Source organism: Bacteroides sp. AM54-2NS, from assembly GCF_003602935.1.
GTDB classification, from domain to species: domain Bacteria; phylum Bacteroidota; class Bacteroidia; order Bacteroidales; family Bacteroidaceae; genus Bacteroides; species Bacteroides xylanisolvens.
This window is the reverse complement of sequence record NZ_QTMZ01000045.1, coordinates 24,367-46,556: the sequence shown is the minus strand read 5'-3', so window position 1 is coordinate 46,556 and position 22,190 is coordinate 24,367. Positions and strand designations below refer to the sequence as shown.

Here is a 22,190-nt window from a genome sequence, read left to right as displayed (position 1 = left end):
ATATATACAGTATAATATCTTCCGTTCCTGTGTACCCTGCGTTTCATGTAGCCATTAAATTGCGCCCACATTCCGATTTGAAGTTTATTGTCCCGTACATTATTCTTCAGGGCTTTAATTCTGATTTCATGATAGGTAAGTTCCTTCATAGTAATTAATAAGATTAGAATAGGTTTGTAGTGGTGAATCTGGGTAGGTAACAGACAATCTGAATGTTATGTCATTTGAGGTATTGCAAAGGTAATAAATGTCAGTGGCATTGCCTAACCATTATACCACAATCGGGAATGACAGACTACAGGATAAAATAAATCCCGATAATCCAAGTTGGTGATAACCGGACTATCGGGACTATGGCATATTCAACATTTTTAGAACACCCCCATATAAATAGAGTTCTTTCTAAAATGGTAGTATATCTCTTATACTCTTTCTCTAATGATTAGTCTGGCTTTGTCTTTGCCAATCCATGCATTCTCCGTATGAAAGAACTCTTCTATAGTTTTACTTGTTATGGCTTTATGAGGTGGTACTTCCATTAATTCATATATACGTTTAATTTCCTTCTTTATGTAATCCAATTTGTACTTCCGTCCGATTCTAAAAGAGTTCTTGATTAATGCGACAGTTTCCCCGCCTTTGCTTCTGGTCTGGTATTGTTTGAGTATCATGGCTTCCTGTATTTTGGACTGGGAGTAATTCAATCTTTCTATTTCTCCTTTACCTAAACAATCATAGGCTTTCACTATAAATTCATCACTTTCGATTAAGTCTCTTTTAAATTGCATATCCAGTTCCGTGTTATCCAATAGTTCAAGTTGGGAAACTATGACTTTGCGTTTCTCCTTAAGAGATATGCATCTGTTCTCTCGTTTCAAACGTTCTGTGTCTCCTAGTGGGTATGAGAAGCCGGTTGATTCAACATTGAAAGCTCCTGTATTCTTATAGGCGTTAACTAGTGATTCTCTATCATGATAATAGCCTTTTAGAATTTCCTCATTAATGTAATTATCAATAGCAAACCAATTCTTGTTCTGCCTCTTATCCAAGTATTTATTATATGGTACACTATCACGTGCCGAACGGTATGCATCCCTTGCCTCTTTGGTGGTAGCCGTATTGTAATAGCTGGTAAGAATCTTATAAACTTCCTCACTGCTATGAATATAAAGTTTTATTTCTTCCATGCTGCGTTGAGGTAAATCTTTATTGGTATTACTGATATGTACAATATTAGATACTCCGTTTCTGAATCTACCTACTATCTGTATGACATCACAGTAAGGGTCTACCATTGTCTGTTCCGCAAAGTAGACATCGGATATAATAATAATGTTGGGCTGTTCATCCAATTCTATATCCAATGCATTGTAGAATCTGAAAGTAAAGAAATTATACATCTTTATCTTATTCCTATCCCATTTGGAACAGGCGTTCTTAAACTTCAACCTTTTCAACTTGTCTACACTTTGGTCTGCACAGAATACTACAGAATCATCCTGTATATCCATTTGTTTGATGAGTGAATATATAATGTCGGTTGAGTTTATAAAGAAGCAATTGTACTGGTTGTTGCTCCCGTTGGTAGACTTAATCAATGAAAGAATATTCTTGGTGGTTTCTAAAATATTATTTGTGTGACTTACTTGGATATTCCTGGTATATTCAAATGTCGGTTGGATTTCTAATATTTGAAAGCCCTGTTGTTCAAAGCGTGGGTCTGTTACTTCTATTGGTGTGGCTGAAACGAGCGCCTTCTCTTCAAAATCGAAGAAGTCGTCCAGTGGCAGGGTTATATCATTTCTGTAATCAACATCTTTCGTGACTTTGTGGCATTCGTCGAACAATAGGAAGCAAGTAAAGCGTATATCCATATCCATTGCTTCAAAGGCATCTTTTACCTTCTTGAAACTTTCTGGCGTGGTAAGTATCTTATAGAACCTGCTTTATTCTTATTCAAATATTCAATAATGTCTTCCGTGTTTACACCCTTATATACTCCGAACAGAGCATCAGCTTTATGTTTGGAATCCTCACATTTACCAATTATTACAGGAACATTCGGTTCGATAATGATAGAATGCCTGTCTGCTTTCAGTTCTCCATAAGTAGCTCCAAGTCCTGTCAGTTTCTTATATAGTATTGTATTGGCAGGAATCTTCGGTAATACTTCCTTTAAATATTGAATCTTGTTATTCGCGTCTTTATTAATCTTTATGTACCTTGTTTCCATTGTCACTTTGTAATTAAAAGGAGGGAGAAGGCATTTATCCCTCTCCCGTTGCAAAGTTAGCTATTCTTATATTAAATAATCTTGCTCTCTTAGGTAATCTACCAACTCTTCTGTACGCTTGATTCTAAATAGTACCTTTCCATGTGCAAAGGAGGCTGTTGCATTGATATATCCACTTGTCTCTCTGAATAATGGAGTAATTTGTACCTTTCTCTTTTGATTTATGAAGATTTTAAGTACCTCGGTCTGAATATCGAAGTTCTCATCCTCTTCGGGAGTTACTTCTGTTGGTTTTATATTGCAGTCCTCATATTCTCCAGATTGCAGATATGTCGCCAACCATGCAATTGAACTTCCTGTTAATAGATATTTGAAACCTTTTAATTTATCGGATTCTACCCATGCGTAGTTGTACCCACCTTTGTCCTTACTGAATTTGACTGTTAAATATTCCCCCTTCTGCATCATGAATTTTACAGTGTTGTGTGCACCCATGTTGTCATAAGAGTTTGCAGGAATAATATAACCTCCGAAATTTAAATTTGTAATTTTCATAATCTTTAAATTTTAATTTGTTATTAATTAATTTTATTCTGCAACCTCCGGTTAAGTGTGCACCCTTAACGTTTGATTGCGGTGCAAAACTACTGCTATCCTAACTGCTGTGTTATAAAGAATAAGTTCTGATTTCAGCTCTATTCTTTAGGAACTTGTCTTGTCAGTTATTCAATGCTCTCGTTTTACATTGCAAAGGTGGGGAATAGTCAGAAGGTGTGTTATAAAGAATAGAAGGCGATTTGAAGTGTATTCTTTAGATATAAGAATATCAATGGATTAGCTGATTTAAGGACATAAAAATAACTACCACGTGATTACATGGTAGTCTGTAAGGGTTGGTGAATTATTAATTACCAGAGATGTTCTGTAGATTGATTATTGGGTGAGAAGTTGTAGTCTTCTGTTTGTTTGGGCTTCCATTGTGGTTTATAGCCTTGCTTTACCAAATAGGCTATTGCTGCATTGGTGTAGTTCTCGTCATTATTGAAACTGTCCGCTTCAAATAATAATTCCATGTAGCCTAAAGTCATGCGTATCTGTTCACTCTTGGTCTTTAATGAGGAATATCTTTGTAACAGGTGGAATGTACCATACATGATTAGATTATGGGCTGCATTATTGGCTTTCCTGCCCTTCTTCTGTGAATATACTTCCTTCAATTCCTGTTGGGCTTCTTCCAAACTGTTTACTCCTAAATAGATGTGAAGATAGTTATCCAGTAAATCTGTCAGCCAATAGCAAGAGTTATCTTTTTAACTCCGTTATCAATGGTTATAGGACTGAATACCCTTAGCTCCTTCTTCTTGGAAGGTGAGTATCTCTTGGTATTCAGCAACTCATATAGCTTTAACATCTCTGGACGGACTTGTTCCAGATAAGGCAGTGTGTTCTCTGATATGGTAACTTCTGTGTAAAGTTCACCATTCTTATACTTCTCATATATGGTAGCTACAACAAGCAAACTTATTCCAATTACTCCGTCATTGTCAGTTTCACCATACTTCTGTAATAAATCAATCAGCCTTTCCAACATATTATTACTTGGCAGGGTGACAAGTATATTGTGTTCTGAATCCATAATGAAGCTACTTGGATTAAATGCCTTATTGGTAGAAATGGATTTGGAAGCATACCGTTTATAATCAAATACTCCGTTATCTACTGCAATAGTATTTAGAAATGAATGGTCTGTCATGTAGTTCTTACAAATATCTTCACTGATTCCGCTGGGATATTCATGGTAGTAAGTTGCTAACAGCTCATTCTCAAACATGGCACGCTTATAGCCAAAGTATTCCGTGAGTATGGGTTCTATCCTTTTTAATTCTGGAATTGGTAGTATGTAATCTCTCATATCGCTTCTTATATTAGTGCTGTAAAGATAAATAATGCTGTCCCATTATGCAATAGAACAGCATTACAAACTGCTACAGAATGTAATTACATTCTTCCAATACGTACTTCACGACCTTCGCATTAGCCCTGTTCTCGTTGACGAAATCCCGCTCAATATAGATGTCCGTTACCCTCATTGTTTCATCAACGTGGTTTAACGCTGCATGGACTGTATATTTGTCAATTCCTACTTTATTGAGTGCTATGGTAGCCCATGAGTGGCGCGCTGCATAATATTCCAAGTCATCAATCTCCAATAATCTTCCAATCTCCTTTAAACCATAGTTTATGGCTTTATTAAAACCTTTCTCGTCAACGTAATATTGATAGAAATTGAAGAGGCGTTTACCTGTTTTATCCTTATACTTCTCAATGAGCGGTTGGGCTAATTTAGGTATATCAACCTTCATTTGAGCTTTATCCAGTCTGCGGTCTTTAGTCTTTGTACGATTATATGTAATTGTATTGCCTTTCATTTCAGTGGCATTGTATAAATCTGCTGAGTTCATACCCATAAGGCAGAATGAGAGAATGAAGCAATCCTTAGCCAAATTATAACGGCACGTAGCTTTGTAACCCTTCTTCATGTCCTTATATGGTAACTTCCATACCTTCTTTATAATATCTGCGGATATAGCTCTTTTACGGGTAGCTTCTTGTTTGGGTATTTCAAGTTCTATGAAGGGTGAGTTGGGAATTAAGATTAAATTCTTATCCTTCTTATTATACCTCTTCTTGGCTTCATTGAACAACTTCTTGATACTTATCAAATAAAGGGAGAGTGAACGATTAGAAGGTACACGTTTGCCTTGCTGCATTAATCTTTTAGTCCGTATCTCACGTTCTTTATTCAAGAATGATTTGAAGTCTTCTAAGAAGTCAAGAGTAATTAGATTAATATCCAACTCCTCCTTACCTATGAAACGCACTAAAGCATTAATGGCAGTTGTATAATTGGGTGCACCTTTGATTGTAGTTGAGGCTATCCATTCACGACTGAACTTTATAAAATTAATGGTCTGTTGTTTCTCCTGTTCTCCGTTCAGAAATTCAACTATCTCATCCAAAGAATAATGATTTTGGTCTAGTTGCAGTTTTAGACACTGTTCCCTGTAATAGAGAACAAGCCTATCTACCTCTCTCTTAATGGAAGTATCCTCTTTAAATTTGAGGGATTTAGTTAGGTCTTGTTGAGTTACAAACAGGTTGGTGGATAAACGTTTTACCTTGCGGTCTAATGTGAATCTAATCTTGACGTTATATGTTCCGTCAACTTTTAGTTCACTCCTTTTAATTTCAGCTTTAATAGTCAGCATATTAGCTCTATTTTAATTAGTCAACAATTAGTCAACATCTGCTTAAAATAGGAATAAATAATCAAGAGCAACAGACTTATATCTGGAGGGTTTACAAACTAAAAGAGGCTCTATTCCCTTAGGAATGAGCCTCTTAGTTTGTGGGCCATCTTGGGCTTGAACCAAGGACCTCCAGATTATGAGTCTGTTGCTCTAACCAACTGAGCTAAAAGCCCGATGTATCCATTAACTGGATGCGGTGACAAAAGTAGTATTTTCCGTCGAATTATGCAAATTCTTTCGAGAAAAAACTGTAATCCTTTGCTTCTAGAACTTATATTTGCGCTTCGGATTCTTGGGGAACCATCCTTTTTGTACCCGTTCTTCCTGTTCGAAAACCTCTTTGATCGTCCAGAAGGAAGAAAACGCAAACACGCCTAATAAAGAAGATAAGATCACATTATCGATACTTAAGGAGGCAATCACACCGGCAATGCCGAGTACCAGGAATATCCACCAGCATTTTGTGCCCCAGTAATATTCGGCCTTTACCACGACGGGGTGAAAAAGGCCGATAATCAAAAAGGTACAGATTCCGATGAATAACCCTGCAAGGTGATATTCATTTAGAAACTCCATCACAATTATTTTTCAACGCGGATGGGAATCTCTTTCTTGATACTCTGTTCCAGAGAAATCAGAGTCTCGGTAGCTACTACACCTGGTATTTCTTGCATTTTGTTATTCAGCAAATCCATCAGATGTTCGTTGTCGCATGCATAAAGTTTTGTCAGCATTGTGTACGGGCCTGTAGTGAAATGACATTCCACTATTTCGGGAATCTTTTGTAATTCCGCTACGACAGATTTGTACATGGAGCCTTTTTCCAGCTTGATACCTACGTATGTACAAGTTCTGTAGCCCAATGATTTCGGGTTCACATGGTAACCAGAGCCTACAATGACACCTAGGTCAATCAGTCTTTGCACGCGCTGATGGATAGCTGCGCGTGATACTCCACATTCGGCTGCTACGTCTTTAAAAGGGATGCGGGCATTCTGGGAGATAATCTCTAGGATCTGCCTGTCGAGGTTGTCTATTCTTTCCATAATAATAAATTGTAATTTCCTGTTGTTATCAAATAGTAAGCAAATATAGAGATTTATTTTAATTATTCTTCTTTTCGGAGAAAAAAAATAGGAAAAAGCAAAAAAAAGAGGCACAAACGTTTTGCGCCTCTTTCCTTTTTCTATTTAGAAAAGAACTTTCTTATTTCTTATCTTTTTCGATGCTCAACAGTTCAACTTCGAAAATCAAAGTAGAGAACGGTTTGATTTGGTTGCCAGATTCTCTTGCACCGTAAGCAAGTTCTTGTGGGATATAAAGTTCCCATTTAGAACCTACAGGCATCATAGTCAATGCTTCTGTCCAACCTTTGATTACTTGGTTAGCACGGAAAGTAGACGGTTCGTTACGTTTGTAAGAGCTGTCGAATTCTGTTCCGTCGATCAAAGTACCTTTGTAGTTCACTTTCACTTTGCAAGTGTCAGCAGGAATTTCACCTTTACCTTCAGTGATTACTTTGTATTGCAGACCGCTTGCAGTAGTTTTTACGCCGTCTTTAGTCTTGTTTTCAGCAAGGAATTTTTCGTTTTCAGCTTTATAGTCAGCATATTTTTCTTCCAAAGCTTTTGCTTTGATAGTTTCCATAGCTGTACGAGTATATTCTTGAGCTGCTTCCATAGTCATTACGCCGCCTTTTTCCAAAGTACCTGCGATGAAACCTGCCATGAAGTTTTCTTTGCTGATAGTTTTAGTAGAGTCTGTACCAAACAATTCTTGGTTAATACCTTTCATCATCTGGTTGCTGATTTGCTGACCGATTTGCAGACCTGCCATGTAAGCGATGTCTTTTTTGCTAGTCTTGTTTGCGCCTTCGTTCAAACCTTTGATGAATTCTGCCATGTAAGTAGTATCAACATCCAGACGACCTGTCAGATAGCCTTTCAGACCTTGAGTCTGAGCCATACCGATAGAATACGACAATGAGTCGATGTCTGTTTTCAGATTTGCTTTAGGAGCTTGAGCTGTACAAGAAGCAAGGCTTGCTGCAGCGGCGATTGCCATAAAAATACTAACTTTTTTCATTTTGCTTTGAAATTTTTTATTTATAATACTTCGAGTAATTCTACTTCAAAAATGAGTGTGCTGTGAGGAGGAATCATTTCTCCGGCACCTCTTGCACCATAAGCGAGTTCTGACGGAATATACAGTTTCCATTTGGAACCTTCCGGCATCAGCTGCAAAGCTTCCACCCATCCCGGGATTACTTGGTTGACGCCGAATACAGCCGGTTCTCCGCGTTGGATAGAGCTGTCGAACAGTGTACCGTCGATCAATGTACCTTCATAGTGGCATCTTACCTGATCGGTAGCTTTCGGCTTTTTACCTGTACCTTCTTTGATGATTTCATATTGTAGTCCGCTGGGAAGGACAACTACGCCCGGTCCTTTTTTGTTTTCTTCGAGGAATGCCTGTCCCTGCTCAATAGCAACGGCACTCATCTTAGATTCCAATTCTTCGAAATATTTGTTCACTATTTCGCGGGCTTCATTGTGGCTGATAGCCGTCTGATTACCTTCTAATACATCTTTGATTGCTTGTGCGAAATCATCTACCGCAAGGTTTTCGATTCCCATGCTTGATAAGTTTTGACCAATTCCGAGGCCAATAGAGTAACTGAATTTATCCATATAATGTTTTTTGTTGGCGATTGAAATGTATCACCTTCATGGTTTTAGCTTTCAATCAATTGCAAATTTATGAAACGCAAAAGTACGTGTTTTATTTGAATGATTTAGCATTTGCTATTTAAAAATTCTTATATCTGTGAAAGTTAATCGCTTTTCTTTAAAGAATTAGTTTTTTGTTCGTAGGATTTAATCGGCTTATTCTGATTATTTAGGTTTGTTTATGCAGATAATTAATCGTCTGACTATAGTTTACTTTTCGTCTAACTATAGTCAGATGAAAGAATAACTATAGTCAGATGCAAATATAACTATAGTCAGACGAATAAATCTTAGTATGTCTGACACTAACTATCTGTATCTTTCATCTTAAAGTTTCGTATATATCAGGTTAGATTAAGCGTAAGAAAGTCTTCTTTTATTCGATGATTCTGATTACATTTGTGTGGCTATTAAAAAAAGAAGGAGGAATAGTAATGAAAAATCTGGTAGTTTTGACGGGTGCCGGTATGAGTGCCGAGAGTGGGATCAGTACATTTCGGGATGCGGGCGGTTTGTGGGATAAATATCCTGTGGAGCAGGTGGCTACTCCTGAAGGTTATCAGCGGGACCCGGCTCTGGTGATTAATTTCTATAATGAACGCCGGAAACAGTTGTTGGAGGTGAAACCGAACCGTGGACATGAGTTGTTGGCGGAACTGGAGAAAAGTTTCCATGTAACGGTGGTGACACAGAATGTTGATAATCTGCATGAACGCGCCGGAAGTAGCCACATTATTCATCTGCATGGCGAACTGACAAAAGTATGTTCCAGCAGAGATCCATATAATCCTCAATTTATAAAAGAGCTGAAACCGGAAGAATATGAAGTGAAGATGGGAGACAAGGCCGGTGACGGCACTCAATTACGACCTTTCATTGTATGGTTTGGAGAAGCTGTGCCGGAAATTGAAACAGCTATCCGCTATGTGGAGAAAGCGGATATTTTCGTCATTATCGGTACATCGCTTAATGTATATCCTGCGGCGGGGCTGCTTCATTATGTACCGAGAGGAGCAGAGGTGTATCTGATTGATCCGAAACCGGTAGATACGCATACTTCCCGTTCGATACATGTAATTCAGAAGGGAGCTTCTGAAGGAATGGGTGAATTGAAACAATTGTTGGGAGTTTGAGACTTCTTTCCCTCCGTTTTATTCCAGTTCGCTGGCAAAAATATGATTATTCCGGAGTACTTCCGATATTTCGAGTGCAGTGATACCACTGCACTCGATTCTTAATATTTTCTCCCAGTCCTCAAAGTCCACATTCCATTTGTCTATTTGAGGGAACTCTGCCAAAAGTTTTCCTATGCGTTTGATGTCACATCTTTTGGTGATAGAAGTTCGAAAAATCAGAATCTTATTTTCTTTTTCCATATTCTTTAGCGTTTTATTTTAGTGAGCGGAACTCCCGGATCGTCATACTGAAATGCAGCCTGAAATTGCGACTTAACAGCGAAAGGCTGCTAAAGCCGCAAAGGGCGGCAATTTCGGTGGCGGAAAGTTCCTTGTTTTGTTTTAATAATAGGGCTGCTTTTTCAATCCGGGTGCGTTTGATATAATCCGTAGGCGTTTCGCCGGTCAGGATTGTAAATACGCGGTGGAAGTGGAAAGGAGAAAAGCATGCGATACCCGCCATTTTCTGTAATGATAACGGCTGGTCAATGTTTTGATGGATATAGTCGGTCACTTTGTTGATCCGTAACTGATATTCTTCCTTATTTATATCTTTCGTTTCCATATCTTCTGCAAAATAAAGGATAATAAATGCCGGAGAGTTATCCTATCTTGCTAACTTCTCCGGCAGATAGTCAATTATCTTTTTTGTCCTATATAGAATACATAGCCGTAGTATTCCTTATACTTATTATATAGGCTCTCTTCGTGTCGTTGACCGGCGATGAGGTCTGCGGCAGCTTCATTTCCTGCATATTCCTTCAGAAAGGCTTCCTGAACCGGGAATTGGGGAGCATAGAAATGCTCGGTCCAGCAATTTTCCGGTAAGATGAAATGGGCTGTCGGGATATATCCGGCTTTCTCCATTTGTGCTATTTTTCTCGGAATCGTATCGATTTCCGGGTAATTAGCCATCCAGAAGTCGTCTATTTCGGAGGGGCGTTCCGGGGTGAACTAGGATGCTTCCGTTACAGCGATGAATCCGTTCTTTTTCAGGAACTTATTCCATTCATTCATGCCGCGTTCGAATCCTATATTATAGATAGCTCCTTCGGACCAGATCAGATCGAGTTCTTCCTCTTGAAACGGCAAAGCGTCCATAGAACCGACAATGCCTTTTACTCTGTCTTCGCAATGGGCTTCTATTGCATTTCTGTTGAATATTTCGATGAAGTCGGGGAAAAGATCGATGCCTGTAATTTGCCCTTTCGTATAGTTGGCTAATGCCATTGTCTGCCCGCCTGTGCCACAGCCAATATCGGCTATTCTGGCATTGTCAGACAGTTCGTTGGTGAAACTTAAGGCTTTTTGTGTGACTTCAGGGCTTCCCGGACCTTGACGTTTTAGTCTTTGAAGTAATTACATATCAGTGTAAAATCGAATTCGTGGATTGTTTTTAATTCGTTACTCATTGTTTTTTAATGTTTTAGCAGTACGGTAAATGAAGGCATGTGACGATGCTTGTGACCATTTGACCATACAAATAGTTTAAAATTTAGATATAGAAAATAACTCTGACAAGAATATGTCAGAAAACATAAGGGATAATCTGTAATGAGAGGAAGGCTTACAGATTATTTACAGAACGGAATCCTTATGGAATGAAAATGAGTTAAACATCCAATTTTTCTTTTAGTTTGTGACAAAGATAGGATTTTAGGTGTAAAACTCAATGATAACTTTGATGAAAAAATACTGTAAACCTGCATTTTAGCAAGAATCGTCAAATAGAGACCCGTTTGTCTGTCCGGTTGTATGGATGAGATTGACTGCCCAAATTGATTGAAACTACCTATTTTTGAATTACATTTGCAGGATATTAGATACAAATCTCTCATTTAATGTATAATACCGATGAAAAGCAAATTATTACTCGCATGTACCATTCTGTTTTTCTGTTCCTCTTTTCTGTGCGGACAGAATCAAACATCTAAAGTTGCAAACTCTGCTGAAACGAATAATGGAGCTGTCCGGCATCCGTGCAAGGAAAAAGAGTGGGATATTTAGGAGACTCTATTACAGATCCCAACTGCTATGGTGACAAAATAAAGAAATACTGGGATTTCCTGCAGGAATGGCTGGGGATTACTCCTTATGTATATGGTATCAGCGGCAGACAATGGAATGATGTGCCCCGTCAGGCCGAGAAACTAAAGCAGGAACACGGTGGAGAAGTGGATGCTATCTTGATTCTGATGGGTACGAATGATTTTAATGACGGTGTGCCTATCGGAGAGTGGTTTACGGAAACAGAAGAACAGGTGATGGCAGCCCGCGGACAGGTCAAAAAGCTGGAAACCCGCAAGAAACGTACGCCTATAATGGATGGAAACACGTATAAAGGACGTATCAACATCGGAATCAACAGGCTGAAACAACTGTTTCCGGATAAGCAGATTGTACTATTAACCCCGTTGCACCGCTCACTGGCGGATTTTGGAGAGAAGAACGTGCAACCGGATGAAAACTATCAGAATAGTTGTGGTGAATATGTGGATGCCTACGTGCAGGCCGTCAAGGAAGTCGGTAATGTGTGGGGAGTGCCCGTAATTGATTTTAATGCGGTAACCGGGCTGAACCCGATGGTGGAAGAGCAACTGATTTACTTCTACGATGCAGGATATGACCGTTTACATCCTAGTACAAAGGGGCAGATACGTATGGCACGTACGCTGATGTACCAGTTGCTTGCGTTGCCTGCAACATTTTAAAGAGAACCAGCTTTACCGGTGAGTCACCGCACGGATCACAAACCATATATGATGTGCTATGGTGCCAATCAACCCGTAGTGCTTTGCCATGATGCGAAATCTCTCTTTCAGGGAGGCTTTCTGATTGCGGGTAGTCATTCCTTCATCCAGATAATCGATAATCGTCAGATGGGTATTGTGTAAGGTGCGCGCTTTCTTCATAATACGGATGCACCAGTCGAAATCGGCAGAAAAACGATATTTCAAGTTGTAGGGCTCTACCAGCGTATGACGGGGAAAGAATGCCTGATGGCAGACTAACATTCCCTGTTTGAAACTTTTCCAGGTGAGCGTTTCAGGGGCAGACAATCTGCGCATCCGCAGGAAATGCCTGTCCTGGTCTACGATAGCGGTTTCTCCGTAAAGCACATCGGGCAGTTCGCTGCCGTTGATGGTATGCACCATTTGTTGTAGTGTGTCGTCCTCGTGAAAACAGTCGCCCGCGTTCAGGAAACAGAGATAATCGCCGCTGGCAAGGGCGATGCCTTTATTCATGGCGTCATACAGTCCTTTGTCCGGTTCGCTGACAACGGTGTGTATGTGCGGGCGGTAGCGGTTGATAATAGAAATGGTTCCATCCTTGGAAGCTCCATCTACGATGATGTATTCTATATGATGATAGGTCTGTGAAATGACACTCTGAATCGTGTCTTCCAATACTTTTTCAGCATTGTACGTCACCGTAATAATAGAGAACTTGGGAGTAGGATGGACACTATGCATATTTCCCCGTTATTTTATTGTAGACATCTGTATATTTCTTTGCGATGATGCTCTCCGAATAATTACCCAAGACCTTGCGGCAGGCTTGTGCGGAGAGTTCATCGTATTCCGGTTCCGTCAATATCCAATGTATGCCGTTGGCAAAATCTTCCGAAGATTTGTATTGTGCTACGTAACCGTTGTGCAGATGGTCGATCATTTCGGGAATACCTCCTACGTTAAAGCCGACACAGGGTACTCCGCAGGCCATTGCTTCCATAATCATGTTAGGAAGATTCTCTTCCAGAGACGGGATGGCGAAGAGGTCTACGGCATTGTAGATATTTACTATCTCATGCTCATTCTTGATATAGGGGAGCGGGTAGACATGGAAAGGAAGCTGCTCCTGCAATTGCTGTGACTGGTTGCCGAATACGACTACCCCCAGTGACTCTTTCCATTCCGGATGCTTTTCTGCCAGCAGCTTGCAGGCTTCAATGAGATAGTCGACTCCTTTTCGTTTGTCGGTGATCTTTAACGAGCCGAACAGAACCAGTTTCTTACCCTCCGGCAACATGAACTTGGCACGTGCTTCTTTTTTGTTCATGGGTTTGAACAGGTTGGTATTAATAGCGTTCGGAATATTGGTGACGCTTTTTCCTTCAAACAATGCGCTGGTCTGTGCTTGTTCCTTCAGCCAGTGACTGCACGTGACGAAATGAATGGGAGCGTAGCTGTATAACTTTTGTTTTTTGCGGAAAGTGCGGTAAGATAAATCTTTCCGGCCGCCGCCTTTGTAGATGTAAGGGCAGTCGTGACACTCTTGCTGATAGTTTTTACATTCCCGTGCGTAGTGGCAGATGCCGGTACATGGCCACATATCGTGCATGGTCCATACCACAGGTTTGCCGGAAGTGAGTATTTTCCGTATATCTTTCAGCGAGAGCATTCCTTGGTTGACCCAATGCAGATGGATCACGTCGGCTTGGCGAAATTCCGGGAGTGAGGTGATGTCTGTACCTGTGTTGGCAATGTCAACGTCGAACAGATGGTATCGGCGGAAACGATTGGCACTCCAGATAACGATCCGTTCCCACATGAACTTCCACACTTGCAACCAGTTACTTTTTAAGCGGACCACACTGATTTGGTCGGTCTGCTTGTCACGCACCAGCATTTTGGCTTTGATACCGTTGTTTTTCAGTGACTCCATCAACCGGCTTGCTGCAATGGCCGCTCCTCCTATTCGTTCAGATGTATTTATTATCAGGACTCTCATGGGCAAAAGTTTATGCAAATGTACGGTTTTTAGAGGAAATGTTTGATATTTCCAACAAGCTTTCTGCTATTCGCGCGAAAAGATTTCGAGGTTGAAGCGTTCTTCTGCCAGTTTGCGTGCATTCTCTCCCATGCGTCGTGCCTCTTCGGGATGGTCGGCGATGTAGCGGATAGCGTCTATCCAGCCTTGTACATCGTTATATTCTACGGTGATGCCGATTTCTTCCTTGTCGATGTCGATTTCGAAGTTGGGGTTGCGCGAGCAGATGACGGGGATGCCGAGGGCAAATGCTTCTACGAGAGTGGTCAGTCCTACGGTGTAGGGGAAGTCCAGACAGCAGATGACGATGCAGCTTTTGCGGGCTACCAGTTTTCCTAGTTCGTAGGGAATCACTCCGTCGGTGTAGTGGATGTGGATGGAGTCGGGCACTGAATAGCGGTCGAGTATCTTTTTATAGTTGATGTTGCCGCATGAGACGGCAATGTACAGATCCAATTCCTCGTTGGTTGCGGAGAATGACTGGAGCAAGGTGTCCACGTCCCGGTTCTCTTTGCCGGTGGAGATAAATCCTTCGGGTTTCCGATCGGGCATTTCTGCCAGCAGATGGTCGTAGAAAGGAAGGTCCGGGCCCCAATGTATCAGTTTCAGTTTGTGGGACGGAGCTTTCCGGGTTTTCTGCGAGTCCTGAATCAGCTTCCGGCTGAATAGGAACATTTGGTCGATACCTTTGTAAAAAAGGCGGGAGATTTGTTCGCGCCAGGGTTTGGGGTTGGTGACGACGGCCGTGTGATGCCAGATGACAATAGGTTTGCGGTACAGTCCCAGCGCACGGAGGAAGATGACGGGTTCTATCCCCCGGAAAGAGGTGGCATAGAGCACGTCGTATTTTTCTTTGCAGAAGAGAATCTCTTTGGTGGCGTAAAACATGAGTTTCAGGCGGCCGGAGAAGTATTTGCATTTGTGCATCACGGAGCGTATTCCGTAATTTTCCAGCAGAGGAAGTCCGTATAAAATATGTCCGGGGAATTTATATTCTTTCCATTCCTCGTAACTTTCCCGTGTGAGGCGGGTATGGTAAAAATAAATAGTAAGCAACGTATTTAGTGGTGCTTGTTTCTTTTCAGCCATTTGTTTATTCGGTTTTTGACAGCTTTCGTAATGATGGAGAAATTACCGTATTTCAGGTTGAGGAACAGTTCTTCGAACGAACGCCCTATCTTGATCCATGGATGATCCCAGCCCATGATGCGGTAAACCTTCTCTTTGTAGGCTACGTTTTCAATGACGTAGCGGGGATGCCGCAGCGGAAAGTCCACCTCGTAACGCTTCATGGTGAAGATGCGGCGATAACCCTTGGGCAGGGTGTGGACCGAGCCGGCAAAATGGGTGGAATCTGCCGTTGCTCCGAGGTTGTTTATCATGTTGCGGGTAGGCACGATGCTTAGCCCGGAGTTGAACAGGATAGAGGCGTGGAAGATGGTTTCATAAAAGGCTTTCTGCTGTTCCCGGTGACGCTGGCACATATAGATAAAGTCGCTCCGGAATTTGCGTTCTTTGATGAGTTGCTCCAGTTGTTGCATGTTGAAGGAGTCGTCCAGGAAACTGTAAAACTCGTCCCATTGGTCGACTACCCGTTTCCAGCTCGCCCATCCCCAAATGGAAAAGGTGGTGGTAAAGAAATAGTCATAGGGCATATCTTGGGTGATTTCTTCGGGGTTAAATCCGGCAATCATGCTGATGCGGGTGTCATATTCGTATTTATCCAGCATCTCCTTGCAGAATTGGAAAAAGGAAACGGAGGGCACATCGTCGTCTTCCAATACGATGCACTTGTCGACTTTGGAGAAGGCCCATTTCTGCGAAAGATATTCTGAAGGGTCACAGCCGAAATTCTTTTCCTGATAAAGCTGTTCTACTTCACATTCCCAGTCTATCTGTGATACGATTTCACGGCAGGCTTCTATTCCGGGCAAATCGCGTTCGCTTCGTGCTCCGTCCTGATAGAGGAAGAGCCGGGACGGACGTGCTTTCTTCACTTGCTCGAACACTTGCGACAGTTGTTGCGGGCGGTTGAAGAACAGTATAAGTACCGGGACGTCTACTAAAGCGGATTTCATATTCATAGTTCTTGTTTTGGGGTTGTACTGAATGAGAGGGCGGCAGGATAGTGGTTATTTATTTTTTCCTGTTCCTCCTTGGTAAATCGATGCAAGGTCGGGTAGTTGTATCGCAGGAACCCTTCCAGATCATCGGGAGCGGTCACGGTGAGGGGACCGAATTTCACCGGTTGCAGGTGGCGGATACTTCCTACGGTCACGTGGTCGGCGGTTGCCATAACGTTGTTGTAGTAGCGGGTGTTTCGTGAGTTGAAACAGCTTTGCACGGATACCAGCATCTGGTAAATTGCTTTTTTAGAGAAAAGAGAGTCGACTATTCTGTTCAGGAGACAGGAGAAGGCTCCCCGGTTTGTAGGGTTCTCTATTTCGCATTTGCCGAAGTGTTTCCACATCCATATTTCTTTTCCCATCAGGCAGCATTTGAGGAAGCCGAGTATGCCGGATTGCATTTGCCGCAACAGTTTGTTGTCGGGAATCCTGTCGAACGGGAAGATATCTACAAAGATGCCCGGATGCATCGGGATGTTCTTGAACATTTCTTCTACGAAAAGGGTGTTGTTTTTCTTAACCTCGCGTAGTAATAAGGGGTGTGCGGGTCTGTCTCTATCCATGAAAGGAAGTAGGAGGGGCCCAGTTCCCCGGGTGCTACTTTTAAGAATTTGTGTAATTCTCCCGCGTCATGCCGATGTCTATATCATCATCCCAGGGGAGAATGCCCTGATCGTAGAGTGCACCGATGGCTGTGCCGCCTATCACAAAATAGGGAATATCGTGCTTCTGACACACCCGGAGGGTTTCTCCCAATATGTCGTAAAGTTCGGCATGTAATAAATCAAGCTCTTCGGCTGTATATTTCTTGTTCATCGGAAATGGTTAATGCACGTTGTCTTGCAAATGTAGTAATTATATTGCTAAGTTACTATAACTTTAAGTTTACTTGCATAAATTCGGTGGCCACTCGCCCGCGTCCCGGAATGGGGAGGACGGATGCCTGTGGGAAATCTTTGAGCAGACAGTCTGCCGGATTGATCTCCGGATAGAACTTCTTCAACAGGAACAGGCTGGGGCCGGTGGTGATGCTTCCTATAAAGACGGAAGCATCCATCAATAGCTGTATTGAGCAGAGGAAACGTGCCATTTGTTTCTGTTTCAACTCTTTGGTGGTCTGCGTGAAGGCGCTGTTGACGTATCCTTGCTCGTTGGGGCTGCAAAGGGTGTACCAGTGTATGTCCGGAGCAAGGGTTTGCACTTGCTCGAAGAGACGGTAGTCGTCGGTCAATACAAAGACGTCGCGGATGGCTGTCTTTTCTTTGATGAGGCGTATGTAGTGTTCCGGTGGCAGCAGGTTGGTTTCGGTTATCTTGTCTCCTCCGCGTATCTGGCATCCGGCGTATTGAGGCGGAAGTTGCAGGGTGGCGGCAAATTGGCGACATTCCTGTGCGGTGGTGTCGTTGAGTTTCCAGGTGATTTCCGTCAGCTTTTGGAAGGTGTGGAGGTAGTCACCGTCTATTCCCAGTTCGGGGATATGGAAGTGCTGGTTGGGGTTGAACGTCACTTGGAAGTTGAGCAACACCGGTTTACCATACGTGAAGAAAGCAAGGGCTTTTCCGATGATGTTCTTGCAGGTTACTTTCAGTTTCCATTTCAGTAACTTCGCTTTAGATAGTTTTTTGTCTTTCATCAATGCTTGCCATGAAGGCAGGCGATGAGTGTTGTAGGTGTGGTGAAACGGTTCGTGCACTTGCTCGCAGAAAGGTGCGAAACAGTCTTCCCAGCCCTTTTCCCATCCGAAGTTGGCGTCGTCGGAGTAAAGCTTGAACTGTATTTTGTGTTGCAGGCAATAGAGCATTGCATGGAGCATATAGGTGTATTCGGTAAAGAATCCGGCGTCTATACCTATGTGATAGATCATCGTCTTTTTGAAAGAACGATTCAGAAGGCGGTATTTGGTGGCAAGATCATTGGGGTTCATGTGTCTTCTTTTTGATGAAATACTGGATGCTTTCTTTAAAGGTGACCGAACGGCTGCCCCACATGGCGGCTACGTAGAGTACTGCTGCGAGCACTATCTTGCTTGCCAGGCGGAGATAGATATTCTCGATGGAGCGGGTGGAATAATAGGTGATTACCATAACGGTGGCGGCAATGACAGCATAAGGAAGTATGTCTGCCAAAGCATGGTGTAACTTTAGTCCGATTTCCTGTTGCACGAAGAAGTGCCACGTCAGTATCCACAATATATTGATGGATACGTAGACGGCAAGCATGGCATAGATTCCGTGCGAATGGGCCAAAAGGACACTCGTGAGTAGAATAATGCCGAGCACTATGGTGTTCCACATATAGATGTGGGATTTTCCTTTGCTGATGATGAGTTGCTGATAGAGTCCTGCAATAGGGATAAAAGCTCCACTAATACAGAGTATTTGCATGATAGATATACTGGAGTGCCATTTGTCGGTGATGGCAATAGTAATTAGTTCTTGCGATATAATGGACAATCCCAACATGGCAGGAAACGAGACAAAGGCGGTGAAACGCAGCATTTTGCGAAATACCCGTTTTTGTCGTTCGAGGTCGTCCGACACTTTGGTGAGTACCGGCTGTGCCACTCCGTTTATCATGCCCGATATGAAAGATTGCCCCATTGTACACCATTTGTTGGCCTGATTGTAATATCCTACTTCCTTTTCGGTGTAGAACTTACCCAGTATCACGGAAAACAGATTGTTGTTGATGTGATTGAAGATATTGGTAATTAAAAGTTTTCCACTGAATCCGAACATCTGTTTTATAGGAGCGAGATTGAATTCGAACGTAGGCCGCCAACTTGAAAAGTACCAGTTGCAAGCTGTATTGACGGCTACGTAAACTATGCCTTGTGTGGCATACCCCCAATATGAGAAGCCTAGATAGGCAAGTGTGACTCCGGCAATGCCGGATATGGTAACTCCGATAACCATGGATAAAGACCGTTGCTTAATCATCAGATTACGCTGCAAATAGGCACTGTGGGATATTCCCAAACTAGCGATGACAAAGCCTGTGAAAGCATATCGGGCTAGCGATTTCAGTTCAGGAGTTTTGTAAAAATCAGCAATGAGTGGTGCGCACAGGAATAATACTAGATACAAGCACAGACTGATTGAAATGTTGAACCAGAATACGGCATTATAATCTTTATGAGTTACTTCTTTTCTAGTGACAAGGGCGGCTGTGAAACCACTTTCTTGTATTGAGCTGGCTATGAGGGAGAAAATGGACAACATTCCTACCATACCATAGTCTGAAGGGGTAAGCAATCGTCCTAAGAAAATTCCGAAAACAAGAGTTAGCAACTGCTGTATGCCGTTGCTGAATCCTCCCCAAAATAGTCCTTTGGCTGTCTTTTCTTTTAGTGACTGATTCTCGCTCATGCTATTATTTTACTTTATCGGATAGTATCTTTGCTTGTTGCTGTTCGGAAAATTCTTTCTTCCATTCTTCTACTTTCTGTTGGATAAGTTGTATGTTAGGTAGGTGTAATCAATTGTGAACGCACTGCGTTCACAATTGGATATGTTTTGTAAAATTGTTGGCGAAAAGCTAATTAGTTATTTCCAATTGCGCCTATACTGTATGCGCAATTGGAAATCTTTATTTTACTTCGCTACCCGGCTTCACCTCACGTCCCGGCATGATAACTGCCAGACTGCCGTCGTTGTTTTCGGCACTTAAAATCATGCCTTCGCTGACGATACCTTTCAGTTTGCGCGGAGCAAGGTTGGCGATGAAGCAAACCTGTTTGCCTACCAGTTCTTCCGGTTGATAATGCTTGGCAATACCCGATACGATGGTACGTGTTTCCAGTCCGTCGTCAATCTTGAATTGCAGCAGTTTGTCCGCTTTCGGCACTTTCTGACATTCAAGAATGGTACCTACACGGATATCCAGTTTCGTGAAATCGTCGAATTCGATGTTCGGACGGATAGGATTAGCCTTGTAGTTGGCTTCTTCATTTGCTTTCTTTGTATCGAGCAATTTTTGTACTTGTGCTTCGATAGTAGCGTCTTCAATCTTTTCGAACAATAATTCCGGTTTGTTCAACTGGTGACCTACAGGCAGAAGGTTGTCACGTCCCAGTTCAGACCATTCGAAAGTATCCATGTTCAGCATTTTGCGGAGTTTTTCCGAGCTGAACGGCAGGAACGGGTCGAAAGCGATGGCAAGGTTGGCAACCAGTTGCAGGGAGATGTTGAGGATGGTACCTACACGCTCCATATCTGTTTTTGCCAGTTTCCACGGTTCGGTGTCGGCCAGGTATTTGTTGCCGATACGTGCCAGGTTCATGGCTTCTTTCTGTGCGTCGCGGAATTTGAATACGTCGAGCAGTTTTTCCACTTCTGCTTTTACGTCTGCAAATTCTTTCAGCGTTTCCTTGTCGTAGTCGGTCAATTCACCTTGTGCAGGTACGCGCCCGTCGAAGTATTTTTGAGTCAATACCATTGCACGGTTCACGAAGTTACCGTATACGGCTACCAGTTCGTTATTATTGCGTGCCTGGAAGTCTTTCCAGGTGAAGTCGTTGTCTTTCGTTTCCGGTGCGTTGGCGGTCAGTACGTAGCGGAGTACGTCCTGTTTGCCGGGGAAGTCCGCCAGGTATTCGTGCAACCATACAGCCCAGTTGCGGGAAGTGGAGATTTTGTCTCCTTCGAGATTGAGGAATTCGTTGCTCGGCACGTTGTCCGGCAGGATATAGCTGCCTTCTGCTTTCAGCATGGCGGGGAATACGATGCAGTGGAACACGATGTTGTCTTTCCCGATGAAATGGATCAGGCGGGTTTCAGGATCTTTCCACCATGTTTCCCAGCTGTCGGGGAGAAGTTCTTTGGTGTTGGAGATGTAGCCGATAGGTGCGTCAAACCATACATAAAGCACTTTTCCTTCTGCTCCTTCTACAGGAACAGGGATACCCCAGTCGAGGTCACGGCTCACGGCACGTGGTTGCAGTCCCATGTCGAGCCAGCTTTTGCATTGGCCGTATACGTTGGGACGCCATTCTTTGTGATCTTCCAGAATCCATTTGCGCAGCCATCCTTCGTGCTTGTCGAGAGGAAGATACCAGTGTTTGGTTTCTTTCATTACCGGTTTGCTGCCGCTGATAGCACTTTTCGGGTTGATAAGATCCGTAGGAGAAAGTGAGGTTCCGCATTTTTCGCATTGGTCGCCGTAAGCGCCTCGGAATGGCAGTGGGGACATTCTCCGGTGATATAACGGTCGGCAAGGAATGTTTTTGCTTCCTCGTCGTAATATTGTTCAGACGTTTTCTCGATGAATTCGCCTTTATCGTACAATGTTTTGAAGAAATCCGAAGCCAATTGGTGATGCGTCGGCGAAGTGGTGCGGCTATACACGTCGAATGAGATACCGAATTCTTCGAATGATTTTTTTATCAGCGAATGATAACGGTCTACTACACCTGCGGAGTAATTCCTTCTTTCTTGGCACGAATCGTGATAGGTACCCCGTGCTCGTCCGAACCTCCGATGAATAATACATCTTCTTTTTTCAGACGCAGATAACGCACATAAATGTCTGCCGGTACGTATACACCAGCCAAGTGACCGATATGGACAGGACCGTTCGCATACGGCAGTGCCGATGTGACGGTGGTTCTTTTGAATTTCTTTTCCATTATATAGTGTGATTTTTGTTGTTTTCAACTTTGTAATGTGCAAAGATAATGACTTTTCACCACAGATTACACGGATTAACACAGATTATTTCATTGAAAAGTGGTCACAGAATGAAACAGGAACGTTTCGTAATAAAAAAACAGGTAAAAAGAAAGTGTTTTACCCTGATATAAGTTGGCTAGAAAATAGCCAATTTGTATCGGGGTATTTTTATATTTT

Annotated in this window: 18 protein-coding genes, 1 tRNA gene and 5 pseudogenes; 2 read left to right on the top strand and 22 right to left on the bottom strand. The window is 42.4% G+C overall.

Annotation, left to right across the window (positions count from 1 at the left end; genetic code table 11):
• Positions 1-422: 422 nt before the first annotated feature.
• From DXA05_RS21000 to DXA05_RS20960, 11 genes are all read right to left on the bottom strand, one after another.
• Entirely contained in the window at positions 423-1,880 is a 1,458-nt protein-coding gene (locus DXA05_RS21000) for a hypothetical protein (RefSeq protein WP_347812618.1), read from the bottom strand.
• Between the two features lie 17 nt (positions 1,881-1,897).
• A complete protein-coding gene (locus DXA05_RS28450) occupies positions 1,898-2,233 on the bottom strand; it encodes a hypothetical protein (RefSeq protein ID WP_347812617.1) in 336 nt (111 codons plus the stop codon).
• A 66-nt stretch (positions 2,234-2,299) separates the two neighbouring features.
• A complete protein-coding gene (locus DXA05_RS20995) occupies positions 2,300-2,788 on the bottom strand; it encodes a hypothetical protein (protein WP_128859604.1) in 489 nt (162 codons plus the stop codon).
• A 353-nt stretch (positions 2,789-3,141) separates the two neighbouring features.
• On the bottom strand, positions 3,142-3,471 hold the full coding sequence (locus tag DXA05_RS27995; protein ID WP_256144866.1) for a hypothetical protein: 330 nt from the start codon (positions 3,469-3,471) through the stop codon (positions 3,142-3,144).
• Between the two features lie 47 nt (positions 3,472-3,518).
• Positions 3,519-4,145, bottom strand: coding sequence for a hypothetical protein (locus tag DXA05_RS27990; protein WP_256144867.1), 627 nt, complete (start codon positions 4,143-4,145; stop codon positions 3,519-3,521).
• Positions 4,146-4,218: 73 nt separating this feature from the next.
• A complete protein-coding gene (locus tag DXA05_RS20985; protein WP_128859603.1) occupies positions 4,219-5,502 on the bottom strand; it encodes a phage integrase SAM-like domain-containing protein in 1,284 nt (427 codons plus the stop codon).
• Positions 5,503-5,643: 141 nt separating this feature from the next.
• Positions 5,644-5,717, bottom strand: a tRNA-Ile gene (locus DXA05_RS20980).
• 91 nt (positions 5,718-5,808) lie between these two features.
• Complete coding sequence (locus DXA05_RS20975; RefSeq protein ID WP_004296605.1) at positions 5,809-6,120, bottom strand: DUF4491 family protein; 312 nt, start codon at positions 6,118-6,120, stop codon at positions 5,809-5,811.
• Between the two features lie 5 nt (positions 6,121-6,125).
• Complete coding sequence (locus tag DXA05_RS20970) at positions 6,126-6,590, bottom strand: Lrp/AsnC ligand binding domain-containing protein (RefSeq protein WP_004302580.1); 465 nt, start codon at positions 6,588-6,590, stop codon at positions 6,126-6,128.
• Positions 6,591-6,750: 160 nt separating this feature from the next.
• Positions 6,751-7,629 (bottom strand): FKBP-type peptidyl-prolyl cis-trans isomerase, encoded by an 879-nt coding sequence (locus DXA05_RS20965; RefSeq protein WP_004296603.1) that lies wholly within the window; start codon positions 7,627-7,629, stop codon positions 6,751-6,753.
• A 20-nt stretch (positions 7,630-7,649) separates the two neighbouring features.
• Entirely contained in the window at positions 7,650-8,234 is a 585-nt protein-coding gene (locus DXA05_RS20960; protein WP_008023341.1) for an FKBP-type peptidyl-prolyl cis-trans isomerase, read from the bottom strand.
• Between the two features lie 473 nt (positions 8,235-8,707).
• Between DXA05_RS20960 and DXA05_RS20955 the strand changes: the two genes are divergently transcribed.
• The gene (locus DXA05_RS20955) at positions 8,708-9,406 is read left to right on the top strand and encodes an NAD-dependent deacylase (protein WP_008023339.1); all 699 of its coding nucleotides are present in this window, start codon (positions 8,708-8,710) and stop codon (positions 9,404-9,406) included.
• A gap of 18 nt (positions 9,407-9,424) precedes the next feature.
• Here DXA05_RS20955 and DXA05_RS20950 read toward each other — a convergent pair whose 3' ends face one another.
• The 3 genes and pseudogenes from DXA05_RS20950 to DXA05_RS20940 form a co-directional block, all read right to left on the bottom strand.
• Positions 9,425-9,649 carry a hypothetical protein gene (locus DXA05_RS20950; protein WP_004296600.1) on the bottom strand — a complete coding sequence of 75 codons (225 nt, stop codon included), beginning with the start codon at positions 9,647-9,649 and terminating at the stop codon, positions 9,425-9,427.
• A gap of 13 nt (positions 9,650-9,662) precedes the next feature.
• Entirely contained in the window at positions 9,663-10,013 is a 351-nt protein-coding gene (locus DXA05_RS20945; RefSeq protein ID WP_004296599.1) for an AraC family transcriptional regulator, read from the bottom strand.
• Positions 10,014-10,087: 74 nt separating this feature from the next.
• Positions 10,088-10,860: pseudogene (locus tag DXA05_RS20940) on the bottom strand (class I SAM-dependent methyltransferase).
• Positions 10,861-11,302: 442 nt separating this feature from the next.
• Between DXA05_RS20940 and DXA05_RS20935 the strand changes: the two are divergent.
• A pseudogene (locus tag DXA05_RS20935) lies at positions 11,303-12,159 on the top strand (SGNH/GDSL hydrolase family protein).
• Positions 12,160-12,171: 12 nt separating this feature from the next.
• Here the strand turns inward: DXA05_RS20935 and DXA05_RS20930 are convergent.
• The 8 genes and pseudogenes from DXA05_RS20930 to metG all read right to left on the bottom strand — a co-directional run bounded on the left by DXA05_RS20930 (position 12,172) and on the right by metG (position 21,970).
• Entirely contained in the window at positions 12,172-12,921 is a 750-nt protein-coding gene (locus tag DXA05_RS20930; RefSeq protein ID WP_008642336.1) for a glycosyltransferase family 2 protein, read from the bottom strand.
• The gene (locus DXA05_RS20925) at positions 12,914-14,179 is read right to left on the bottom strand and encodes a glycosyltransferase family 4 protein (protein ID WP_032811925.1); all 1,266 of its coding nucleotides are present in this window, start codon (positions 14,177-14,179) and stop codon (positions 12,914-12,916) included. The genes DXA05_RS20930 and DXA05_RS20925 overlap by 8 nt, the downstream gene beginning before the upstream one ends.
• 10 nt (positions 14,180-14,189) lie before the next feature.
• Positions 14,190-15,307: pseudogene (locus DXA05_RS20920) on the bottom strand (glycosyltransferase family 4 protein).
• A complete protein-coding gene (locus DXA05_RS20915) occupies positions 15,280-16,302 on the bottom strand; it encodes a hemolysin activation protein (protein WP_256144869.1) in 1,023 nt (340 codons plus the stop codon). Before DXA05_RS20915 ends, DXA05_RS20920 begins: the two are co-directional and overlap by 28 nt.
• Positions 16,299-17,160 (bottom strand): annotated as a pseudogene (locus DXA05_RS20910) (LicD family protein). The gene DXA05_RS20915 and the pseudogene DXA05_RS20910 overlap by 4 nt, the downstream one beginning before the upstream one ends.
• Positions 17,161-17,215: 55 nt before the next feature.
• Positions 17,216-18,268 carry a hypothetical protein gene (locus tag DXA05_RS20905; RefSeq protein WP_117809462.1) on the bottom strand — a complete coding sequence of 351 codons (1,053 nt, stop codon included), beginning with the start codon at positions 18,266-18,268 and terminating at the stop codon, positions 17,216-17,218.
• Positions 18,255-19,712: a lipopolysaccharide biosynthesis protein gene (locus DXA05_RS20900; RefSeq protein WP_117809461.1), complete on the bottom strand. Its 1,458-nt coding sequence runs from the start codon at positions 19,710-19,712 to the stop codon at positions 18,255-18,257. The genes DXA05_RS20905 and DXA05_RS20900 overlap by 14 nt, the downstream gene beginning before the upstream one ends.
• 220 nt (positions 19,713-19,932) lie before the next feature.
• Positions 19,933-21,970: pseudogene (metG, locus tag DXA05_RS20895) on the bottom strand (methionine--tRNA ligase).
• Positions 21,971-22,190 lie beyond the last annotated feature (220 nt).

What these genes read in the sequence shown, in the direction of transcription:
- DXA05_RS21000 (WP_347812618.1), bottom strand. Translation starts at nt 1,880, where the DNA reads ATGGATATGGATATACGCTTTACTTGCTTCCTATTGTTCGACGAATGC.
- DXA05_RS28450 (WP_347812617.1), bottom strand. Translation starts at nt 2,233, where the DNA reads ATGGAAACAAGGTACATAAAGATTAATAAAGACGCGAATAACAAGATT.
- DXA05_RS20995 (WP_128859604.1), bottom strand. Translation starts at nt 2,788, where the DNA reads ATGAAAATTACAAATTTAAATTTCGGAGGTTATATTATTCCTGCAAAC.
- DXA05_RS27990 (WP_256144867.1), bottom strand. Translation starts at nt 4,145, where the DNA reads ATGAGAGATTACATACTACCAATTCCAGAATTAAAAAGGATAGAACCC.
- DXA05_RS20985 (WP_128859603.1), bottom strand. Translation starts at nt 5,502, where the DNA reads ATGCTGACTATTAAAGCTGAAATTAAAAGGAGTGAACTAAAAGTTGAC.
- DXA05_RS20975 (WP_004296605.1), bottom strand. Translation starts at nt 6,120, where the DNA reads ATGGAGTTTCTAAATGAATATCACCTTGCAGGGTTATTCATCGGAATC.
- DXA05_RS20970 (WP_004302580.1), bottom strand. Translation starts at nt 6,590, where the DNA reads ATGGAAAGAATAGACAACCTCGACAGGCAGATCCTAGAGATTATCTCC.
- DXA05_RS20965 (WP_004296603.1), bottom strand. Translation starts at nt 7,629, where the DNA reads ATGAAAAAAGTTAGTATTTTTATGGCAATCGCCGCTGCAGCAAGCCTT.
- DXA05_RS20960 (WP_008023341.1), bottom strand. Translation starts at nt 8,234, where the DNA reads ATGGATAAATTCAGTTACTCTATTGGCCTCGGAATTGGTCAAAACTTA.
- DXA05_RS20955 (WP_008023339.1), top strand. Translation starts at nt 8,708, where the DNA reads ATGAAAAATCTGGTAGTTTTGACGGGTGCCGGTATGAGTGCCGAGAGT.
- DXA05_RS20950 (WP_004296600.1), bottom strand. Translation starts at nt 9,649, where the DNA reads ATGGAAAAAGAAAATAAGATTCTGATTTTTCGAACTTCTATCACCAAA.
- DXA05_RS20945 (WP_004296599.1), bottom strand. Translation starts at nt 10,013, where the DNA reads ATGGAAACGAAAGATATAAATAAGGAAGAATATCAGTTACGGATCAAC.
- DXA05_RS20930 (WP_008642336.1), bottom strand. Translation starts at nt 12,921, where the DNA reads ATGCATAGTGTCCATCCTACTCCCAAGTTCTCTATTATTACGGTGACG.
- DXA05_RS20925 (WP_032811925.1), bottom strand. Translation starts at nt 14,179, where the DNA reads ATGAGAGTCCTGATAATAAATACATCTGAACGAATAGGAGGAGCGGCC.
- DXA05_RS20915 (WP_256144869.1), bottom strand. Translation starts at nt 16,302, where the DNA reads ATGAATATGAAATCCGCTTTAGTAGACGTCCCGGTACTTATACTGTTC.
- DXA05_RS20905 (WP_117809462.1), bottom strand. Translation starts at nt 18,268, where the DNA reads ATGAACCCCAATGATCTTGCCACCAAATACCGCCTTCTGAATCGTTCT.
- DXA05_RS20900 (WP_117809461.1), bottom strand. Translation starts at nt 19,712, where the DNA reads ATGAGCGAGAATCAGTCACTAAAAGAAAAGACAGCCAAAGGACTATTT.